This is a genomic window from Pseudomonas fluorescens NCIMB 11764 (assembly GCF_000293885.2).
Lineage (GTDB): Bacteria > Pseudomonadota > Gammaproteobacteria > Pseudomonadales > Pseudomonadaceae > Aquipseudomonas > Aquipseudomonas fluorescens_B.
Window position 1 is genome coordinate 6,517,603 of the sequence record NZ_CP010945.1, and the last position, 20,332, is coordinate 6,537,934.

Consider the following 20,332-nt stretch of genomic DNA (forward strand, 5'->3'; position numbering starts at 1 on the left):
TATCTCTTCGAGCAAAATCAACCGGCGCGTTTCAAGCCGTGTTCCAGCCACCAGGCATGCGCCTGTTTCGCCAATTGGTCGACGCTGTGGGTCGACGCATCGAGGGCCAGGGTCAGCGGTTCGCCAACGGGGGACTCAAGGGTGGCGAACTGGCTGTCGATCAACGTCGACGGCATGAAGTGCCCTGGCCGATGGGAGACACGATCGGCCGCCACTTCAGGCGTGAGTTCAAGGAACACGAAGCCCAGGCCCGGCAAGGCGCTGCGCAGACGTTCGCGGTAAATGTGTTTGAGGGCCGAGCAGGTCAGCACCGGGCGAGCGCCCGTGGCGTCTACGCGGCGCAGTTCGTCGCACAGGCTGTCGAGCCAGCCGGCACGGTCGTCGTCGTTCAGGGGAATGCCTGCGCTCATCTTTTCGATATTGGCGGCAGGGTGAAAAGTGTCGCCTTCAATGGCAGTCGCGCCGCTGAGCTCGCACAAGGCTTCGCTGACGCAGGTCTTGCCGCAACCGGCAACGCCCATGATGACCAGGGCGGTGATGGGATGATTCATGTAACACCTCAGCGCGCAGACAGCGCTACCTTTGAAAGCTATGACACTCGTTCAAAAGCAGAAGTTGCCGACGCCTTCTTGTCATTTTTGTGGGTTGCAGCGTGTTCGTTCCCGACGCCGAAAAGCGAGGTTCAGGCAAAACTCGCTTACGCATTTGCAGCTGCTTCGGGACAGCGCTACCTTAGTGCCTTGAATTTTGTTTGGCAAGCCGCCCGATGACCTCCCCTAAAAACGATAAAAATACGCGAACCACTGGCCGTCCTACTCTGAATGAAGTCGCCCGACTGGCCGGCGTCAGCCCAATTACCGCGTCCCGCGCCTTGCGTGGCGTGAGCACGGTGGCCACCGACCTGGTGGAAAAAGTCCAGAAAGCGGCGCTTGAGCTCAACTACGTGGTCAACCCCGCCGCCCGCGCGTTAGCCTCGGCCCAGAGCCATTCCGTCGTGGTGCTGGTGCCGTCGCTGTCCAACTTGCTGTTCATCGACACGCTGGAAGCCATTCATCAGGTTTTGCGACCGAAGGGCTTCGAAGTGCTGATCGGCAACTTCCATTACTCGCGCGATGAAGAAGAAAACCTGCTGCGCAATTACATGGCGTATCAGCCGCGTGGTTTGCTGCTGACCGGGTTTGATCGCACCGAAAGTTCGCGGAGGATGATTGAGGCGAGCAACATTCCCTGCGTGTACATGATGGAACTGGACAGTGCGGCGGGCCTGAATTGCGTAGGTTTCTCGCAGCTCGCCGCCGGCGAAACGGCGGCCGAGCATTTGCTGTCACGCGGTCGCAAACGCCTGGCCTACATCGGCGCGCAACTGGATCAGCGCACATTGCTGCGCGGCGAAGGGTTCCGCAAAGCCCTGCAGAAGGCCGGTCGGTATGACCCGGACCTGGAAGTGCTGACCCCCCGCGCCTCCTCCGTAGGTCTGGGTGGCGAACTGTTCCTGCAACTGATCGCCAGTCATCCGGATGTCGATGCAATCTTCTTCGGCAACGATGACCTGGCGCAGGGCGCGCTGCTGGAAGCGATGCGCTGCGGGATCAAAATCCCTGAACAAGTGGCAATCCTCGGTTTCAACGACCTGCCGGCCTCGGCGCACATGGTCCCGCGCCTGAGCAGCATCAACACCCCGCGCGAGGCCATCGGCCGACGTGCCGCCGAACAGATGCTGACCTTGATGGCGGGCAACACGGTGGCGAAACCGGTGCAGGACATGGGGTTTGAGTTGAAAGTGCGCGAAAGTACGTAGTTCAGGACTGATCGTTGCCACGCTCTGCGGGCTGAACGGGAACGATCAGTTACACCTTTACCCTCCACCCCATGAGGGCCTCGTGCAAAATCCGCCCTCTCCATCCCGGCGGACACGTATATGCGCAAGATAATCATCATGGCCCTCCTGCTCGCCGTCTCGCTTGGACAGGCGCTACAGGTGCAGGCCTCTGAGCCAGATGACTGGACTCGTTTCCTGAACGACCCACGTTTCATGCCGGCGATCAAACGCTGTCTCGCCGCCCACCCGCAAGGTCAGGGGCCTGCCGTCGTGATGGGTGTTGGGCATGCCAGTCTTGAAGAGGCTTACGTCATGACCACCGACCTCACCGGGCGTAAAAATGTGTGTTTTTCCAGTAAGGATACGGGACTGGAAGTGCGCTCCCAGACCGTTTTCGATCTGCCAGGTCCGCTGTTTGTTTCAGTGGATCAAGTCAAGGTGGCCCCCAAGGGCGAGTGCATCGAGCCCACCCCTGTATTCATCGATCAACAGCTTCAAGGCTGGATCCTCAGGCAACCCATCCTCAATCAGCACATGCCCAGTGCCTGCTCGACTCCGGTCTGGACTGATCTGATACCGCTCGATTAGGTCTCACGACCCTTTTTTCAACGGTCGGTATCTGCACCATCAAGCCGCGCATCATCCATGCCGCAGGTTTTCAACTAATCTTGTGGGTGCTCCCTGTCCCGATTACCGCCTGCCAGGGCGGGCATACTGTTAGAGTCCCGAAGCGTCGAATCGCTAACGGAGTAGCTCCATGGAACATGCACTGAAGATCCTCGGTAAAGCGTCGTCCATCAACGTCAGAAAAGTCCTGTGGACCTGCGACGAGCTGGACCTTTCCTACGAGCGAGAAGACTGGGGCAGCGGCTATGCGTCGACCCACAGTCCCGAGTTTGTCCGACTCAACCCGAATGCACAGGTACCGGTGATCATCGACGATGCTGGCGTGCTGTGGGAGTCCAACACCATCTGCCGTTACCTGGCCGGCAAACATTCACACGCTGATTTGCTGCCGCACGAACCCGCGGCGCGCGCCCGGGTGGAGCAATGGATGGATTGGCAGGCCACTGATCTCAACTCGTCCTGGAGCTACGCGTTTACAGCGCTGGTACGCAAAGACCCGGAGTTCCAGGACGCGCACCGGATTGCCACTGGCTTACGCGGCTGGAACCAGAAGATGAGCATCCTCGAACATCAGCTCGCGGCCACCAAAGCTTATGTTGCCGGCCCCCGGTTCTCACTGGCCGACATTGTCATCGGGCTGTCGGTCAACCGCTGGCTGATGACCCCGATGGACCGTCCAGATTTTCCTGCCATCGACGAGTATTTCCAACGGTTGGCGCAGCGCCCCGGATTCCTGAAACATGGATGCAACGGCCTGCCTTGAAACCATGCCGGCTTCTCGGCGGTCGACGACTGCCGCCGGGCGGCAAAGGTTAACCGCGAGATTCGCGCCATTCGTCGGCCAAATAGAACCTAACCGACTGAAAAATATGTAATTTTTAATGCAGGCATAGTATTTGCTGAAGGCACTGCACCACAAACACCTACAAGGTCTACTCATCATGTTGGTCAGTGCAAACAAACAGTCGCTAATGACGCCAATCCTCAAGAAGCCCGGCGAAGATCCGACCGCCGAAGCCGCTGCCGGTCTTCAGAGTGTGATGCTGCAACGACAAGGCAACGTTCAGCCGCTCTCCGCGCAGGTGCAGAATTCCGCCACCCAAAACGCCACCCGGCAAGTCAGTGAGGCGAGCAAAATCAGCGACAACGTTGATGAAGCGTTCGCGAAAACACGCGTGGGACTGCAATTGACTAACGCGCCGCTTCCGACCGATGCGCAAGGCAAATTCAGTGGCGGTACGGCCACAGACGCGTTCAAGGAATACATGAGCAAAACCCCGGAAGAGCGCATGCAAGACGCCATTCTGGAAGAGATGGGCCTGACAAAAGAAGAAGTGTCACAAATGTCGCCGGAACAACAACAGGCGGTCGCTAAAGAAATGGCCGAACGCATGCAGGACAAGGTAAAACTGGCGCAGGCCGAGAAAGAAAACGGTGGGAGCGAGAAAGGCAGCCCGCAAGTGGTGGACAAGTTTCTCGCGTCGCTTTAACAACACCGGGTAATGCTGTTCACTTGAGCGCGCTCTTGGGTCATGCATACCTTTGTGGCGAGGGAACTCGCTCCCGCTTGAGTGCGTAGCACTCACAAAATCGGTAATGGTTGTCAGATTTTTGGGGCCGCTACGCAGCCCAGCGGGAGCAAGCTCCCTCGCCACAGATTTCTTGCTTGCCTGAAGACTTTCTTGAGTGCCCTCTACCGGCCCCTTGTCAGTTTGCCGCCATCAACTTATCTGCAAGGTCGAGTTGAACTGGCTGATCGCATCCACGACATGCCGCGACCCCTGTTGAATCTCCAGAATCACCTCCCCCGCCTCGTTCGCCAATTCCACCCCAAGACCGGTCCGGCTCAGACTCGACTGCATGCTCGACACCGCGCTCAATGACAAGTCGTGGTTCTTGCGCACCACGTCGACGATCTCCAGCGTCGCCTGACTGGTGCGTGCGGCGAGGCTGCGAACCTCATCGGCGACGACGGCGAACCCACGCCCGTGCTCCCCGGCCCGGGCCGCTTCAATCGCCGCGTTAAGCGCCAGCAGGTTGGTCTGATCGGCAATGCCGCGAATGGTCTGGACGATGGTGCCGATGATGTCGGACTGCTTGCTGACCGCGTCGATGCTCAACGCCGCCTCGTTCAAGTTTTTGGAAATGTCCTGGATGATCTGCACCGTTTGCTGCACCACCTGCGACCCTTTCTGCGCGCAGGCGTCGTTCTGGACCGAGGTGCTGTGGGCCGATTCGGCAGCGGTTTGCAGGGTGGTCACCTGATTCGTGATGTCGCTGGCAAACTTGACCACTTTGTACAGCCGGCCCTTGGTGTCGAACAACGGGTTGTAGGACGCTTCAAGGAAAATGGTATGGCCGTGTTTATCTTTGCGTTCAAAACGGTGCGAGTGATATTCGCCGCGATTCAATGAGGCCCAGAACGCTTTGTAGGCCTGGGATTCGGCTTCGGCGCGGTGGCAGAACAGGCTGTGATGCTGACCGACGACTTCGTTGAGCGAGTAATGGGTGGTCTTCAGGAAGTTCTCATTGGCGGTAATCACATGGCCTTCGGGAGTGAATTCAATCACCGCCATGGAACGACCGATCGCCGCGAGCCTGCTTTCGTTTTCGTGTTCTTTGGAAATCCTGGCGGAGACGTCCGTCGCCACTTTGATCACACTTTTTACCTGGCGGTCGGGACCGAAAACCGGCATGTAACTGGCTTCCAGCCAGATCTCCTTTCCCTTCTTGTTCAAGCGCAGGAAAGTGCCGCTGACCGGTTCGCCACGGGCCAGGTCACGCCACAATCTGGCGTAGTCTTCGCTTCGGTAAAACGCTTCTTCGCAAAAGATCCGGTGATGTTTGCCACGCACTTCCTCGACGCTGTAACCCATGGCGGCGCAAAAGTTTTCGTTGGCATCAAGGACGATGCCTTCAGGGGTGAACTCAATCATCGCCATCGAACGGCTGACGGCGGCCAGCCTGGCGTTGGCCTCGCTCAGTGCACAGCTGTAGCGCTCGATTTCCTGCAGGTCAGCTTTGTGATGTCGGTTAAACATGGTCGTATCACCCTAAGTGCGGTCCTTTGATTGATGAAAGTTCTTCAGTCTTTCAACGTATCCACCACAACGTTCCATGGCACAGGCGCACACATTCCTCCACAGGAGGAACGGTCAGGTGATCGATGATGTTGAATCGGAGAGTCCATGCGGCAACGCTCTTATCAAGACATCCGTCTCTTGATAGCCCGGGACCGGGCCAGCCCTGATGTTTTCAAAAGTAATTCCCTTTGTCGAAAGCTCCCTGTTGCTCGCGTCGGTGCCTTGGGTTGCGCACTCTTGAGGAGTGCATGACGGCCTTCATATCGCGACCTTCATGGTTTGGAATGAGCATAGTCAGGCGCAATCGGCTTGCAAGGCCACTAGTCGGCCAGTATTGAGGACAAAATCGGTTCAGCTTCGAGTCTATTTGCTAAACATCGGGCGAAAAACCACACTGATCATCGTGTCGTTTTTCGGGATAAGGCGGGACTCGGAATAAATCTCTATCCACCCACCGACAGGTTCTGTTTTTTCGGGAATGCCCAACGGACAGCACTCATTCTCATAATGGAAATCCTTGAGGGTACATGTCATGACCTTCCCCTGCCCGCCAGGTCCTTCCACACCGTAAACGATCACTGAGTACCGCTGATTGTTGTACTTCCAGGAAGATACTTGCCGGCTCATGTTGTAGTCGGAAAGGTTTACCGGACTATTCGAAGGCGTACTCTGCAGTGCTAATTTGGTGCCGCCAAAGTCCCAAGCCGTCCAGACGCAAAAATAACCATAGGCGCAGTTGGTATCTTTTTGTTCAGCGCCTGAAACCGGAAACGTCATCACAACGGCTCCTTTTTCGTAAGCCACCTGAGTGGAGCTGACTTGTTGTCCTCCCGTTTTTCTCCTGAGCTGTTGATCAATCTGCTGTTGAACATCTGCCTTCTGTTCGGCCGTCATCTCGGGATTGAACAATGCATATTTGCCAAGCTCCTCAGCATCCGGTTTCGCATAGAAAAAAAATGCCAAACCGACACAGGCACACAGTGCTGCGCAAACTCCCAGCCACTTGATGTTCATATTGAACCCCACACGTTAAGCGCCGAGAAAACCCCGGCGACCTGAAGCGCAGAATCCAAACATTACACGCGGCCGTCTACTGTCATAACTGACAGTCAAGACAATCGGTGCGGATGAATTATTGCTCGGAGAGCATCCCCATTAGCGCCTGCACCGCTGCCGAGGGTGGCTTGTTCGCCGCGATCACCAAGGCGAACTCGCGATCGATTCGCGGTTTCAGCGGCACCACACGCAGGCCCTGGAGCTGGCTCGGCAGGGTCATTTCCGGCACCAGGGTCACACCGATGTTCTCCCGCACCAGGGTAAACGCACTGCTCCACTCGCGAACCTCGACCCGGACGTCATGCAACTGCAAACCGGCCTCGATGGCCAGGCTGCGGGCATTGGTCGAACAGCCGCCCGTGGCCAGCACAAAGGGTTGCTCCGCCAACTCGGCGAGGGCGACACCCTCTTCAACCGAGCGCCGCGCCAAAGGATGGCCGCCCGGCAGAACCGCCACCCAGGCATCGCGCCCCAAACGGCCGGCATTGCGCTCCGGTGCCGGGTTCAACACCACCCCCACGTCCACCAGACCGGCGCCGAGCAGTGTTTCCACTTCATCGTCGCTGACTTCCAGGGCAGTCACCTGAATACCGGGATACAGCCGATTGAACTGGCGCAGCAGCGGCGGCAGGAACGTCGCCAGCACCATGGGGAAACTCGCCAGGCGAATCGTCCCGCGCTCGATGCCTTTCGCGGCATCGACGGTACTGCGGATGGTTTCCAGGGCGCCGAGCATGGTGCGCGCCTGCTCGATGACCGGCAGACCAATGGCGGTTGGCAGGGTCTGGCGGTTTTCCCGGCTGAACAGTTGAACGCCGAGGGTTTCCTCGATCAACGCCAGCGCCTGGCTGGCGCCGGACTGGGTCATGCCGACGCGCTCGGCTGCGCGGGTGATGTTGCCTGTGTCTGCCACGGCCACCACCATTCGCCAGTGCATCAGATTCATCATGGCAGTAGCTTTCCTTATGGCAGTTTTCTGAAGAATTAATTTTACCGAAGGCGCCGCGCACTATGACACTGGCGAAAACCCCGAACCAGAGGCCTGCCGATGCAGTTGTATTACGCCCCACACGCTTGCTCGCTCGCACCACACATTGTACTGCGCGAGCTGGACCTGCCCTTCGCATTGATTCGCGTCGATAACCGCACCAAACAGACCGCGAGCGGAGCGGACTTTCTCGTCATCAACCCGAAGGGTTACGTCGCGGCGCTGCAACTGGACAACGGTGAAGTGCTGACCGAAGGCCCGGCGATCCTGCAGTACCTGGCGGACCTGTGCCCCGAGGCGAATCTGGCGCCAGCCCATGGGACGTTCGAGCGGGTGCGGTTGCAGGAGTGGTTGAACTTTGTTTCGACGGAGATTCATGGCGCGCTGGGTTGGTTGTTCAATGCGCAGTTCCCGGAGCAGGTGAAGGCGCAGATCAAGGAGAAGTTGTACAAGCGGTTTGCGGTGGTGAGCCAGACGCTGGAGCGTCAGGATTATTTGCTGGCGGGTGGGTTCAGCATTGCCGATGCGTATTTGTTTACGGTGTTGCGGTGGGCGCCGTTGTTTGCGATTGATTTGGATGAATGGCCGGCGTTGGCGGCGTTTCAAGCCAGAATTGATCAGCGGTCGGCGGTGAAAGCGGCGTTGGCCGCAGAATCCGCGTAAGCCTTGAGGCCATCGCGGGCTTGCCCGCTTCCATAAATGCGTGTGGCGAGGACGCTTGCTCCCGTTGGGTCACGAAGTGGCCCCAAAAAAGGGACTGCTGCGCAGTCCAGCGGGAGCAAGCGCCCTCGCCACAGGTTCACAAGAATCAATGACCGAACACATCCACCTTCTTGGCCTTTTTGTCTGCGCGCTTTTCATCGGCGGTTTTCGCCGGTTTCTTCTTTGCCGCTTTTTTTGAATCCATGCCTTTGGCCATGATACGTACTCCACTCATACGGGATGTGAGATCAGGTATACACCTATCGCCGGGCGCGCGTTCTTTTATAATCGCCCGCTTTGCGCACCGACAGATCACCTCCATGCCCGACACCCAGTACACCTTGCTCGCCGAGCCGTTATGGCCGCTGATGAACAAGTTTTATCGTGCCCACCAATCGTCGATGAAAGCAGTGCGCGACGCTCGATTGTGGGTCGCCAGGCGCGACGAGATCATTGGCGCGCTGTGTTTGCGTCCGGTCTCGGGCGGGCATTGGCTGACCGGTTTGTTCGTCGATCCGGCCTGCCGCGAACAAGGAATTGCGGCGGCGCTGATCGCCGAAGCGGTGAAAGGTCTCGAACAACCGGTGTGGCTGTTCTGCCATCCGGATTTGCGCGGATTTTATGAACGACGCGGTTTTACCTTCGATCCGGCCATGCCTTACGCCATGGTCGAACGCTTGAGCCGCTATGCGCGCAGCAAGCCGATGATTGCGATGGGGCTGGAACCGGTCGGGTAGAGGCATGGAGATCTAATGTGGGAGCGGCGGTGAAATCAATCGTCGGCGTTGGGATCGAGATCCGGGAACATGACTTCGGTGAACCCGAACTTGCTGAAGTCGGTAATCCGCGACGGATATAACCGGCCGATCAGGTGATCGCATTCGTGCTGCACCACACGGGCATGAAAGCCCTCAGCAATGCGCACGACCGGCTCGCCCTTCGGGTCGAAACCTTCGTAGCGAATCTGCTGATAACGATTTACCGCGCCACGCAGGCCAGGCACCGACAGGCAGCCTTCGAAGCCCTCTTCCATCACCGGGCTCAACGGCGTGATCAGCGGATTGATCAGAATGGTCTGCGGCACCGCTTCGGCATCCGGGTAGCGTTCGCTGTGCTCGAAACCGAAGATCACCAGCTGCAGGTCGACCCCGATCTGCGGCGCCGCCAGGCCAACGCCACCGACGCTTTCCATGGTCTGGAACATGTCGTCGATCAGTTGCCACAGCTCCGGGCTGTCGAACATTTCGGCGGGGACCGGCGGAGCGACACGCAGCAGGCGCTCGTCGCCCATTTTCAGGATTTCACGGATCATTTGATGACTTCGTCAGTGTTCGGCTTGATCGAGTGATCCCGACCCAGTCCCGAAACGTGGTGTTTATGTGCAGGGTCGAGCTCGCCGGGGACCTTTTCGCCAGGGCCCTTGCCTTCGTTCGACATGTGTTCGATCACCGCATTCATCTCCGCACCGAGCAACAGCACCGCCGCGGAAATATAGAAGTACAGCAACAGCACGATGATCGCGCCGATACTGCCATACATGGCGTTGTAGTCGGCGAAAGTCTTGACGTAGAACGCGAACCCCAGGGAAGCGACGATCCACACCGCCACCGCCAGCACCGAGCCGGGGGTGATGAAACGAAACTCTTGCTTGACGTCGGGCATGACGTAATAGATCAACGCCACCGCAATCATCATCAGGACAACGATGACTGGCCAGCGAGCAATCGTCCAGACCGTGACAATGAACTCTTCCAGCCCGACCTGCGCAGCAATCCAGCCCATCACCTGCGGCCCGAGCACCATTAACGCGGCGGCGACCAGCAACATGCCCGCAATGCCGATGGTGTAGATAATCGACAGCGGAAAACGCTTCCACGCAGGACGGCCCTCCACCACATCGTAGGCGGCGTTCATCGCGCTCATCATCAGGCGCACGCCGGCCGAAGCCGTATACAGCGCGATGACGATACCGACCGACAGCAGGCCACCCTTGGATTGCTGGAGCTGGTCGATCACCGGGTTCACCTGTTCCAGCGCCTGGGGCGGCAGGACCAGTTCCGATTGCAGACGCAGCCAGGAGAAGAAGTCCGGCAGGTGCAGGAAACCGATCAGGGCGATCAGGAACAGGATGAAGGGAAACAGCGAAAACAGCATTTGATAGGCCAGTGCCGAGGCATAGGTCGACATCTCGTCGTCGACGAACTCGGTCACCGTGCGCACCATGACACGGTGCAGGCGCAGGCCTTTCATGTGTGGGAAAAACATTAGCGTCTCCTTTCGCCGCAGATTGGGTTGAAGTCGTGGCGACTCAGGGGCCGTTTTCTACATCAAAGTAGCCTACTTGGCGACTTTGAAACAATTTCAGTGTGCAAGTTCAGGCTGACACAAAAACGGCCATCCGTGGATGGCCGCCTCTGATATTCATCCAAGGCCGAATCAAGCCTTGTCGATGCCTTTTTTGATCGCGTCCTTGGCTTTGCCCACTGCTTGCTGAGCTTCGCCTTTCCTTTCCTGCACCACGCCTTCGGCGCGCATTTTGTCGTTACCGGTGGCCTTGCCGACGCCTTGCTTGACGTTGCCGGCGGCTTCGTTGGCCATGCCTTTTACTTTATCGCCAGTGCTGCTCATGGTGTTTCTCCTGTGAACAATTGAACGAGAAAAGTCGTTACACAAGAATTGACCGGAGCCGTTTGCGCGGAGTTTCATTTATTTTCCCGGCGACATTTCATCGTTCCGTGCAGGTTGGGCTTTATGTTTGCCGAGCAACCCCCGAGAATGCGCAACGTATTCAGGCCGTGGCGCTGAAGATCCAATCCCGTAGGAATGTTATGAAACTCGATAAAAAGCAGGCCATTGCCCGCAGAAACCAGGAACTCGGCGGTGCTGTGCTTGGCGTCAACAACTGCCATTTCACCGAATTGAACCGTAACCGCAACATCTGGTGGTTCGACATCCCGGTGGCACGCCTGGCCGTTGGTCAGTACGAATGGATCCACCTGCTGATGCACACACCGGACACCGATGAACTGCTGCACCTGAAAGTGCCGACGGTGTTCCTGCGCGAGAAGCTCGAAGGGCTGGTCGTGCGTAACCAGGGCAAGCGCAAGGCTGCGTTAAGCCTGGAACTGAGTGCGGACAAGGATTCGTACTTGCAGGACATGCGCCCGGCGGGCACCCACGTCAATTTCGCGCCGTTCCGCCTGTAACACCGATCGCAGACAAACTGTGGCGAGGGAGCTTGCTCCCGCTGGGCTGCGAAGCGGCCCCAAATCAGGCGCCGCGATACTCCTGATGTATCTCCATCGCAGTGATCGCGGCTGCTGCGCAGCCGAGCGGGAGCAAGCTCCCTCGCCACAGAAGCCCGCCCCTATCGCTATAAACAAAAAGCCCCGCATCTGCGGGGCTTTTTGCTGGATTACGCGGTGGCTTTCTTCGCGTTGATCTTCTTCAGCTCTTCATCACGCAATTCCCGCCGCAGGATCTTGCCAACGTTGGTGGTCGGCAACGCATCGCGGAACTCCACCGCTTTCGGCACCTTGTAGCCGGTGACGTTGGCGCGCATATGCTCCATCACCTGCTCCTTGGTCAGCGTCACGCCCGGTTTGGCGACGATGAAAATCTTGATCGCTTCGCCCGACTTCTCGTCCGGCACGCCGATGGCTGCGCATTGCAGTACGCCCGGCAGGGTCGCGAGCACGTCTTCGAGCTCATTCGGGTACACGTTGAAACCGGACACCAGAATCATGTCTTTCTTGCGATCGACGATGCGCATGTAGCCATCCGGCTGGATCAGCGCGATGTCACCAGTCTTCAACCAGCCTTCGCTGTCGAGGATTTCATCGGTGGCTTCCTGGCGCTGCCAGTAGCCTTTCATCACCTGCGGACCTTTCACACACAACTCGCCGATTTCGCCCATCGGCTGTTCAACGCCGGCATCGTCAATGATTTTGCACAGGGTCGACGGAACCGGAATACCGATGGTGCCGATCTGGATGTTCTGGATCGGGTTCACCGTCGCCACCGGGCTGGTTTCGGTCATGCCGTAACCTTCGCAGATGGCGCAGCCGGTGACCGCTTTCCAGCGCTCGGCCGCCGCCAGTTGCAGGGCCATGCCGCCGGACAGGGTGACTTTCAGCGCAGAGAAATCCAGTTTGCGGAAACCTTCGTTGTTGCACAGGGCAACGAACAGCGTGTTCAGGCCGACGAAACCGCTGAACTTCCACTTCGACAGTTCCTTGACCATCGCCGGCAGGTCGCGCGGGTTGCTGATCAGGATGTTGTGGTTGCCGATCAGCATCATCGCCATGCAATGAAAGGTGAACGCGTAGATGTGGTACAGCGGCAGCGGCGTGATCAGGATCTCGCAGCCTTCGTTGAGGTTGGAACCCATCAGCGCCTTGCACTGCAGCATGTTGGCGACGAGGTTGCGATGGGTCAGCATGGCGCCCTTCGCCACGCCAGTGGTGCCGCCGGTGTATTGCAGCACCGCCACGTCACTGCTGGCCGGGTTGGCTTCAGCCACTGGCTGGCCATGGCCCTTGCTCAACACGTCGTTGAACTTGACGGCCTTGGGCAAGTGATACCCCGGGACCATCTTCTTCACGTACTTGATGACGCTATTGATCAGCAGGCGCTTGAGCGGCGGCAACAGGTCCGCCACTTCAGTGACGATGACATGCTTGACGCCGGTTTTCGGCACGACGGTCTCGGCCAGGTGCGCCATGTTGGCCAGGCAAACCAGGGCTTTGGCGCCGGAGTCGTTGAACTGGTGTTCCATTTCCCGCGCGGTGTACAGCGGGTTGGTATTGACCACGATCAGCCCGGCGCGAATGGCACCGAACACAGCGACCGGGTACTGCAAGACGTTGGGCAGCTGCACGGCGATTCGATCGCCCGGTTGCAAGTCGGTATGCTGTTGCAGGTAAGCGGCAAAGGCACCGGACAATTCGTACAGTTCACCGTAGGTAATTGTCTTGCCCAGGTTGCTGAATGCCGGTTTGTCGGCGAAGCGTTGGCAGGACTGTTTCAGCACTGCCTGAATATTCGGATACTCGTCCGGATTGATGTCGGCAGCAATCCCGGCAGGGTACTTATCCTTCCAGAAGTCTTCGATCATGGAAGCCCACTCCTCAGCAACGCGAATTCAAATACCGCATTTTGATGCGGTTATTATTGGTGTTTGATTATGGGTGAGTCTGGCTGTTAAAGCCGCCGAGAGGTCCCAAAGCGCGCCGAGAGTAGCAGCTTTGCAAAGGGCCGACTAGAGCCAAAAGCGGCCTCTACAGTCACTTTTGTGACTCGAGAATAACAAGCGGTCATTTTAGAGCAATAATTCTATAAATCCCTGAAAGCCTTTAAAACCGCGCCATAAAAGCAAAAGATCGCAGCCTTCGGCAGCGCCTACGGAGGAATACGATTCCCTGCAGGCGCTGCCGAAGGCTGCGATCTTTTGGGACCGCCCGGATCTATGACCGATCAGGCGATATCCCGCAACTCCCGCCGCAGAATCTTGCCCACCGGCGTCATCGGCAACGACTCACGCAACACAATGTGCTTGGGGACTTTGTACGCCGTGAAGTTTTCCTTGCAGTAGGCCTTCAGCTCTTCAAGGCTGACCCCCGACTCTCGCGCCACCACAAACAACTTCACCGCTTCGCCCGAACGTTCGTCCGGCACACCAATGACCGCGCAGTTGGCGACTTTCGGGTGAGCCATCACCACGTCTTCGATCTCGTTCGGGTACACGTTGAAACCCGAGACGATGATCATGTCTTTCTTGCGATCGACGATGCGCACAAAACCGTCCGGATCGATCACGGCGATGTCGCCGGACTTGAACCAGCCTTCGGCATCCAGCACTTCGGCAGTGGCCTCGGGTTTCTGCCAGTAGCCCTTCATGATCTGCGGACCCTTGATGCACAGTTCGCCGCGCTCGCCCATTGGCTGCTCGACGCCTTCATCGTTGATGACTTTCAGCGTAGTGCCCGGCACCGGCAGGCCGACCGTGCCGATCCGCGATTTGTCGCCGTACGGGTTGGTGCACGCCACCGGCGAGGTTTCGGTCAAGCCATAGCCTTCGGTGATGCGGCACCCGGTCAGTTGCTCCCAGCGCTCCGCGGTGGCCTTGACCAGCGCAGTGCCGCCGGAGTTGGTCAGTTTCAGGCTGGAGAAATCCAGGGTCTTGAAATCCGGATGGTCCATCAACGCAACGAACAGCGTGTTGAGTCCCAGCAATGCCGAAAACCGCCAGTTCTTCAGTTCCTTGATGAAGCCCTTGATGTCCCGTGGATTGGTGATCAGCACGTTATGGTTGCCGGTCACCATCATGCACATGCAATTCGCGGTGAAGGCATAGATGTGATACAGCGGCAGCGGCGCGATCATCACTTCCTGGCCTTCGCGCAGCAGCGGCTGGCCATCGTTGCCGAACTGCCCCAGGCACGCCCGCGCCTGCTGCATGTTCGCCACCAGGTTGCCGTGGGTCAGCATCGCGCCCTTGGCCAGGCCGGTGGTGCCGCCGGTGTATTGCAGCACGGCGATATCGCTGAGGCCGGCGTCCAGCGGCTTGATGCCCAGGCCCCGGCCCATGCGCAACGCGCTCTTGAAGGAAACGGCCTGCGGCAAGGAATAGTCGGGGACCATTTTCTTGACCTTGCTCACCAGGGTGTTGACCAGCCAGCCTTTGGCGGTGGGCATCATGTCGCCCATCTTCGCTTCGATCAGGTACTGGATGTCGGTGTCGGCCAGCACTTCCTGGACCTTCTGCCCGAACATGTTCAGGTAGACCAGCGCCCGGGCACCGGAATCCTTGAATTGGTGACGCATTTCCCGTGCGGTGTACAGCGGGTTGGTGTTGACCACGATCAGCCCGGCGCGCAACGCACCGAACACGGCAATCGGGTAGTGCAGGACGTTGGGCATCTGCACCGCGATGCGATCCCCCGGCACCAGGTCGGTGTGGGCTTGCAGGTAACCGGCGAACGCGGCGCTGTAGCGTTCCAGTTCGGCGTAGGTCAGGGTCACGCCCATGTTGCTGAAGGCCGGGCGGTCCGCAAATTTTTTGCAGGAACGCTCGAACACCTCGATCACCGACTTGTAAGCCCCTTGATCAATGTCCAGGGGTACGCCGGCCGGGCGTTTGTCATTCCAGAAATCAGGTTGCATTGTTCTTGTCCTCTTTACCTGAACCGATCCGGGGCCACTCTCTGCACTGTCAGAAAAACAAAAAGCAAAAAGCGGAGCTTCACGGACACTAGCAGCTATGACGAATCAGGCAAATATGCCAACGTCCGTCATTGATCGTGTGAATCTTGGTGCCGTGGCGTGGCCTGATCAGACGCCCGGTGAAGGATGCGCTATACAATGCACCGAGCCCATGCAAAGGAATCGCCATGATCCACGACACCTTCTGGTTGACCGCGAGTGACCGCAGCCGCCTCTTCGTCAACCAGTGGCTGCCCGGCGCACCGTTGAAAGCGGTGATCCTGGTGGCCCACGGCATGGCCGAACACAGTGCCCGCTATGCCCGTCTGGCGGAAAAATGCTGTGAACAGGGCTATGGCGTTTACGCACCTGACTTGCGTGGACATGGCAAAACTGCCGAAAACGGGACACTCGGACATTTCTCCGATGACGATGGCTGGTGCAAGGTCGTCGGTGACCTCGCCAGCCTCAATCAGCACATCGGCCAGCAGCATCCCGGCGTGCCGATCGTGCTGCTCGGCCACAGCATGGGCAGTTACATCGCCCAGGCCTATCTGCTGCATCACAGCGCCAGCCTGTATGGGGCGGTGCTCAGTGGTTCGAACTTTCAACCGGTGGCGCTTTATCGCGCCGCCCGGCAAATCGCCCGCCTCGAACGCTTGCGCCAGGGGCCGAAGGGGCGCAGCGCGCTGATCGAATGGCTGTCGTTCGGCTCGTTCAACAAGAAGTTCAAACCGGTGCGCACCGCGTTCGACTGGCTCAGCCGCGACCCGGCCGAAGTCGACAAATACGCCAACGACCCGCTCTGCGGCTTTCGCTGCACCAATCAGTTCTGGATCGATTTGCTCGGCGGCTTGCAGCAAATCAGCAAAGCGTCCAATCTCGCCCAGATCGATCCGGGCCTGCCACTGCTGGTGATTGGCGGTGAATGTGATCCGGTGAGTGAGGGCAAGCGTCTGAAAGATCTGGCCGATGCACTGCGTGCCGCTGGCAGCCAGAGCCTGCAACTGAAGATTTACCCGCAGGCACGGCACGAACTGTTCAACGAGAGCAATCGCGATGAAGTGACAGCCGATGTGCTGAGCTGGATCGCGCACGCCCTGAGCCACCGCCGCCCACCCCGATCCGAATAGTTTTTTGTGGTTTTTTTATTTGTCACAGGAATTGAAACCGATGACCCAGGTTACCAACACCCCTTACGAAGCCCTTGAAGTCGGGCAGACCGCCAGCTACAGCAAGACGGTCGAAGAGCGCGACATTCAACTGTTCGCCGCGATGTCCGGTGATCACAACCCGGTGCACCTGGACGCTGAATTCGCCGCTGGCACCATGTTCAAGGAGCGTATCGCTCACGGCATGTTCAGCGGTGCACTGATCAGCGCCGCCGTTGCCTGCGAGTTGCCTGGGCCGGGCACCATTTATATCGGTCAGCAGATGAGCTTTCAGAAGCCGGTAAAAATTGGCGACACGCTGACGGTGCGCCTGGAGATCCTGGAGAAACTGCCGAAGTTTCGTGTGCGCATTGCGACGCGGGTGTTCAACCAGCGTGATGAGTTGGTAGTGGATGGCGAAGCGGAAATTCTGGCACCGCGCAAACAGCAAACCGTGACGTTGCCAACGTTGCCGGCGATCAGCATCGGCTGATTCACCGCTCCCCTGTGGCGAGGGAGCTTGCTCTCGCTCGGCTGCGAAGCAGTCGCAATAAACGTCACCTCGGTTCACCAGATTAAACGCGGTGCCTGATTTTGGGGGTGCTTCGCACCCCAGCGGGAGCAAGCGCCCTCGTCACAGGGACTGCTACCGGTCGCCTTCCTGCACCTGCACACTCGCCGTCATCCCCGAACTCAAATTGATCCCCTCGGGCACTTTGTCCAGTTTGATCCGCACCGGAATCCGCTGCGCCAGTCTCACCCAGTTGAACGTCGGCTCCACTTCCGCCAGCAACTGCCCATCCGGCGTGGTGTTGCGATCGGTGATCCCGCGGCTGACGCTTTCCACATGCCCTTGCAGCGCCTCGCCCGCACTCATCAACCAGACCTTGACCGGATCGCCAACGCGAATCCTCGGCAGTTTGGTTTCTTCGAAGTACGCCTGCACATAGAACGTTGAATCGTCGATCAGCGCCATCACCGCTTGCCCGGCATTCACGTAATTGCCCTGGGCCAGACGCAAGTTGGTGATGTGGCCGCTGCGCGGCGCGTGGACCTCGCTTCGGGCGAGGTTGAGTTCAGCGACCTTGGCTTCGGCCTGGGCTTCGCGCAGTTCACCACGGGCGATGCCGGCGTTGATTTGCGCGTTCTCGCGCAGCTCGGCACTGATCGCTTGCGGGCCGAGGGCAGCACGGCGACTGGCTTCGCGCTCACGCAGATTGAGTTGCTGCTGACGGGTTTGCACCACCGCTTGCGCCTTCTCCAGCGCGGCTTCGAACCGGTCGCGGTCGATGCTCAGCAACAGGTCGCCCGCCTTCACCGACTGGTTGTCGAAGGCCTTGAGCTCACGCACCCAGCCTGACACATCCGGAGCGATCACCACCACATCGGCGCGAATCCGCGCATCCCGGGTCCACGGCGTGAGCATGTAGTACTGCCACAAATGAAAACCGGCAAAAATCGCCACCGCCACCAGGCACAGGGTAACCGCGACACGTACGGATGTACGCATGTTCAACTCCTTATAAAGGTCCGAGGACGACGGTGATCAGGGTCAATACACAGACGTACAAGGCGCAATCGAATAACGCTTCGTGCCAGATCCAGCGGCCGGCCGGGGTCAGGCGCAACAGCAGGCGCAAGGCCCCGGTGACGAGCAGCGCCAGCAGCACATAAATCAGAAACGGGCTGAGCAGCACGCCCCCCACCGACCATTCACGCAAGCCCATGGCTTTGCTCCTGTTGACGGCACCACGCGCGCCAGCTGTTCTGCAATTGCAGCACCGCGCCCTGTGCCAGTTTCACGGCATCGCTGGGCGGCAACGCGTACAAGGTGTTCAAGAATGCTTCGCTGGGCTGTTCCAGGGCATCGGCATAACGACCGCTCGGGCCCTGTTCGAGGACTTTTTCCAGTGCCTCGAGATAGCGGCGCTGCGGCGCACTGACCGGCACCTGCGCCACGGCCAGGCTCAAGCGCAAATGCAGCAGTTCGTCGCCGATGTCCAGACCGAGCAAGCCGTCATCCCAGCGACTGCGCGCCGGCTCCGGCAACTCCGGATGGTGCCGCGCCAGTTGCAGCAAACGGTCGGCCATGCGCCCGCCGAACCAGCTTTCAGCGCCAGGCAAATTGCGCCGGGTCAAGCGCACGAGATCGTCGAGGGTCGCTGCCAGCAGACGTCGCCCATGCCAGGCCGGGTTGCGCAGGATCAGCAAGTGAAACGCCAACACTGCCGCGCCGACGCCGACCACCATGGCTTGAGCGCTGTTGAAGAACGTCGCGACGTCGAACTTCATCGCGTTGAGCGGTGACACCAGCACGATGAAATGCAGGCAAAACGAAGTGGCCGTGGCGCCGATCTGCGGCTTGGCCATGCCCAGCGCGCCCAGAAACAACGGCACGCCCATGCCCATGCAAAGCAACGCAAAACCACTCCATTGCGGCAGCAGAATCTGCCCGACAATAAACGCCGCCGGGATCGCCAGAAAAATCCCGCGCATGAAACTCATGCCGATCTGCGCGCCGTTCTCGCGACTGGCGAACAGGCTGCACACCACGCAGGTCAGCACCAATGCGCCCGAGGCGGCGGGCCAGGCCGTCGCCAGCCAGAAACACGACACCACCAGAAACGCCAAGGCACTGCGCGCCCCGAAGACCAGCGCCAATGACAGGTCGCGGTGCGGCGTCAGGGTGCGCGGCGGTTCAACGGTTTCCTTGCCCTCCTCCACCGCCTTCAACGCCGCGTTGGCCGCCATCGCGGTATCCATCAACAATGTGAAACGGACCAGGCAATAACTCTGCGCAGAGCTGATCCGTGGATCATGGGAGGCATCGAGCAAACGCGGTCGCAAGGCTTGCAACGTCGCTGTATCCGGGCTGGCGAGCGCTTCCTGAACCTCAGTCATCCACGGCGCCAACTGTACGGCTTCCTGCGGTTCCAACTGCTTCCACTGACGCCGTACTGAACGGGCGATGCGCAGCAGCATCAACAGTTTCTGGCTCAGTCCGCTGATGGCCCGCGCACGTTGCCGGCCGAGTCCGCCTTCGAACCAGGCGTGCTCGCGCTGGGCATCCACCGCGACAATTCGACCGAGGATTTCCAGCAGGCCCTTGCGCGCCTGACCGTCGCCGGCCAACGTCGCGCGCGCGGCATTCATGCCACTCTGCCACGCGGCTCGCGCCTGATCCGCCAGTTGCCGTTCAACCCGCATTGGCCACAGCAAGGCACTGGCGGCGGTGGCGCAGAGAATGCCCAGACAGATTTCCGTGCAGCGCGCCACCGCTTGATCGAACACCGTCAGCGGGTGAGTGATGGCGGGCAAGGCGATGATTGCGACCGTATAACCGGCCAACACAAACGAATAGGACCAGGCACTGCGCAGCAAGGTCGAACTCGCCGTACACAGCCCGAGCCACAACGCCAATGCCAGAAGAAACAACCACGGCGTCTGTGCGAACAGGCTCATGAACACCACCGACATGATCGTTCCGATCAGCGTCCCCAACAGCCGCGCCAAGCCCTTCTGCACCACCATCCCGGACAGCGGCTGGGCGACGATGAACGCCGTCATCAACGCCCAGGCCGGTTGCTCCAGCCCCCAGCGCAATGCCAGCCACAACGCGAGGCCGCCGCCGAGCAGGGTCTTGATCGCGAACTGCAGGGCACGGCGGTCGGGCGCAAACAAAGCCTGCAAAGTGATAGGCACG

General features: G+C 59.1%; 22 protein-coding genes and 1 pseudogene. 10 read left to right on the forward strand and 13 right to left on the reverse strand.

Annotation, left to right across the window (positions count from 1 at the left end; all coding sequences use genetic code 11):
- Window positions 1-17: 17 nt before the first annotated feature.
- The gene (locus B723_RS29650) at window positions 18-551 is read right to left on the reverse strand and encodes a gluconokinase (RefSeq protein ID WP_017340401.1); all 534 of its coding nucleotides are present in this window, start codon (window positions 549-551) and stop codon (window positions 18-20) included.
- On the opposite strand from B723_RS29650, the gene B723_RS33280 reads away from it, so the two are divergent.
- The 5 genes from B723_RS33280 to B723_RS29670 all read left to right on the forward strand — a co-directional run bounded on the left by B723_RS33280 (window position 543) and on the right by B723_RS29670 (window position 3,936).
- Complete coding sequence (locus B723_RS33280; protein ID WP_139273093.1) at window positions 543-770, forward strand: hypothetical protein; 228 nt, start codon at window positions 543-545, stop codon at window positions 768-770. The genes B723_RS29650 and B723_RS33280 overlap by 9 nt on opposite strands.
- Window positions 767-1,798 (forward strand): LacI family DNA-binding transcriptional regulator, encoded by a 1,032-nt coding sequence (locus tag B723_RS29655; protein WP_017340402.1) that lies wholly within the window; start codon window positions 767-769, stop codon window positions 1,796-1,798. Before B723_RS33280 ends, B723_RS29655 begins: the two co-directional genes overlap by 4 nt.
- Window positions 1,799-1,918: 120 nt before the next feature.
- Window positions 1,919-2,407 (forward strand): hypothetical protein, encoded by a 489-nt coding sequence (locus B723_RS29660; RefSeq protein ID WP_017340403.1) that lies wholly within the window; start codon window positions 1,919-1,921, stop codon window positions 2,405-2,407.
- Between the two features lie 169 nt (window positions 2,408-2,576).
- Entirely contained in the window at window positions 2,577-3,209 is a 633-nt protein-coding gene (locus B723_RS29665; RefSeq protein WP_017340404.1) for a glutathione S-transferase family protein, read from the forward strand.
- A 178-nt stretch (window positions 3,210-3,387) separates the two neighbouring features.
- On the forward strand, window positions 3,388-3,936 hold the full coding sequence (locus B723_RS29670; protein WP_017340405.1) for a hypothetical protein: 549 nt from the start codon (window positions 3,388-3,390) through the stop codon (window positions 3,934-3,936).
- Window positions 3,937-4,167: 231 nt separating this feature from the next.
- Here B723_RS29670 and B723_RS34240 read toward each other — a convergent pair whose 3' ends face one another.
- The 4 genes and pseudogenes from B723_RS34240 to B723_RS29685 form a co-directional block, all read right to left on the reverse strand.
- Complete coding sequence (locus B723_RS34240) at window positions 4,168-4,707, reverse strand: methyl-accepting chemotaxis protein (RefSeq protein WP_416740790.1); 540 nt, start codon at window positions 4,705-4,707, stop codon at window positions 4,168-4,170.
- A gap of 3 nt (window positions 4,708-4,710) precedes the next feature.
- Window positions 4,711-5,487 (reverse strand): annotated as a pseudogene (locus B723_RS34245) (PAS domain-containing protein); the annotation flags it as partial.
- A gap of 405 nt (window positions 5,488-5,892) precedes the next feature.
- Complete coding sequence (locus tag B723_RS29680) at window positions 5,893-6,543, reverse strand: peptidase inhibitor family I36 protein (RefSeq protein ID WP_017340407.1); 651 nt, start codon at window positions 6,541-6,543, stop codon at window positions 5,893-5,895.
- A 118-nt stretch (window positions 6,544-6,661) separates the two neighbouring features.
- Window positions 6,662-7,534, reverse strand: a complete 873-nt coding sequence (locus B723_RS29685; protein WP_017340408.1) for a LysR family transcriptional regulator — start codon at window positions 7,532-7,534, stop codon at window positions 6,662-6,664.
- Between the two features lie 99 nt (window positions 7,535-7,633).
- Between B723_RS29685 and gstA the strand changes: the two genes are divergently transcribed.
- Both gstA and B723_RS29695 read left to right on the forward strand, forming a co-directional pair.
- Window positions 7,634-8,236 carry a glutathione transferase GstA gene (gstA, locus tag B723_RS29690; RefSeq protein WP_017340409.1) on the forward strand — a complete coding sequence of 201 codons (603 nt, stop codon included), beginning with the start codon at window positions 7,634-7,636 and terminating at the stop codon, window positions 8,234-8,236.
- A gap of 359 nt (window positions 8,237-8,595) precedes the next feature.
- Window positions 8,596-9,012, forward strand: coding sequence for a GNAT family N-acetyltransferase (locus B723_RS29695; RefSeq protein ID WP_017340410.1), 417 nt, complete (start codon window positions 8,596-8,598; stop codon window positions 9,010-9,012).
- A 35-nt stretch (window positions 9,013-9,047) separates the two neighbouring features.
- Here the strand turns inward: B723_RS29695 and def are convergent, their stop codons facing one another.
- From def to B723_RS29710, 3 genes are all read right to left on the reverse strand, one after another.
- Window positions 9,048-9,587, reverse strand: a complete 540-nt coding sequence (gene def, locus B723_RS29700; protein WP_017340411.1) for a peptide deformylase — start codon at window positions 9,585-9,587, stop codon at window positions 9,048-9,050.
- Entirely contained in the window at window positions 9,584-10,540 is a 957-nt protein-coding gene (locus B723_RS29705) for a YihY/virulence factor BrkB family protein (protein ID WP_017340412.1), read from the reverse strand. The genes def and B723_RS29705 overlap by 4 nt, the downstream gene beginning before the upstream one ends.
- Window positions 10,541-10,711: 171 nt before the next feature.
- Window positions 10,712-10,903: a CsbD family protein gene (locus B723_RS29710; RefSeq protein WP_017340413.1), complete on the reverse strand. Its 192-nt coding sequence runs from the start codon at window positions 10,901-10,903 to the stop codon at window positions 10,712-10,714.
- Between the two features lie 200 nt (window positions 10,904-11,103).
- On the opposite strand from B723_RS29710, the gene B723_RS29715 reads away from it, so the two are divergent.
- Complete coding sequence (locus B723_RS29715) at window positions 11,104-11,481, forward strand: hypothetical protein (RefSeq protein WP_017340414.1); 378 nt, start codon at window positions 11,104-11,106, stop codon at window positions 11,479-11,481.
- Window positions 11,482-11,690: 209 nt separating this feature from the next.
- On the opposite strand, the gene fadD1 is transcribed toward B723_RS29715, so the two are convergent.
- Together fadD1 and fadD2 are read right to left on the reverse strand one after the other, a co-directional pair.
- Window positions 11,691-13,391, reverse strand: a complete 1,701-nt coding sequence (fadD1, locus tag B723_RS29720) for a long-chain-fatty-acid--CoA ligase FadD1 (protein ID WP_017340415.1) — start codon at window positions 13,389-13,391, stop codon at window positions 11,691-11,693.
- A 359-nt stretch (window positions 13,392-13,750) separates the two neighbouring features.
- Entirely contained in the window at window positions 13,751-15,439 is a 1,689-nt protein-coding gene (gene fadD2, locus B723_RS29725) for a long-chain-fatty-acid--CoA ligase FadD2 (protein ID WP_017340416.1), read from the reverse strand.
- Window positions 15,440-15,666: 227 nt separating this feature from the next.
- Between fadD2 and B723_RS29730 the strand changes: the two genes are divergently transcribed.
- Together B723_RS29730 and B723_RS29735 are read left to right on the forward strand one after the other, a co-directional pair.
- Window positions 15,667-16,611, forward strand: coding sequence for an alpha/beta hydrolase (locus B723_RS29730; protein ID WP_017340417.1), 945 nt, complete (start codon window positions 15,667-15,669; stop codon window positions 16,609-16,611).
- A 40-nt stretch (window positions 16,612-16,651) separates the two neighbouring features.
- A complete protein-coding gene (locus B723_RS29735) occupies window positions 16,652-17,122 on the forward strand; it encodes a MaoC family dehydratase (protein ID WP_008151121.1) in 471 nt (156 codons plus the stop codon).
- 153 nt (window positions 17,123-17,275) lie between these two features.
- Here the strand turns inward: B723_RS29735 and B723_RS29740 are convergent, their stop codons facing one another.
- Genes B723_RS29740 through B723_RS29750 form a run of 3 tightly spaced genes read right to left on the reverse strand, consistent with a single transcriptional unit; the run spans window position 17,276 to window position 20,331 of the window.
- Complete coding sequence (locus B723_RS29740; protein WP_017340418.1) at window positions 17,276-18,139, reverse strand: efflux RND transporter periplasmic adaptor subunit; 864 nt, start codon at window positions 18,137-18,139, stop codon at window positions 17,276-17,278.
- Between the two features lie 10 nt (window positions 18,140-18,149).
- Window positions 18,150-18,356 carry a DUF1656 domain-containing protein gene (locus B723_RS29745; protein WP_017340419.1) on the reverse strand — a complete coding sequence of 69 codons (207 nt, stop codon included), beginning with the start codon at window positions 18,354-18,356 and terminating at the stop codon, window positions 18,150-18,152.
- Complete coding sequence (locus B723_RS29750; RefSeq protein ID WP_017340420.1) at window positions 18,343-20,331, reverse strand: FUSC family protein; 1,989 nt, start codon at window positions 20,329-20,331, stop codon at window positions 18,343-18,345. The genes B723_RS29745 and B723_RS29750 overlap by 14 nt, the downstream gene beginning before the upstream one ends.
- Window position 20,332: the final 1 nt, after the last annotated feature.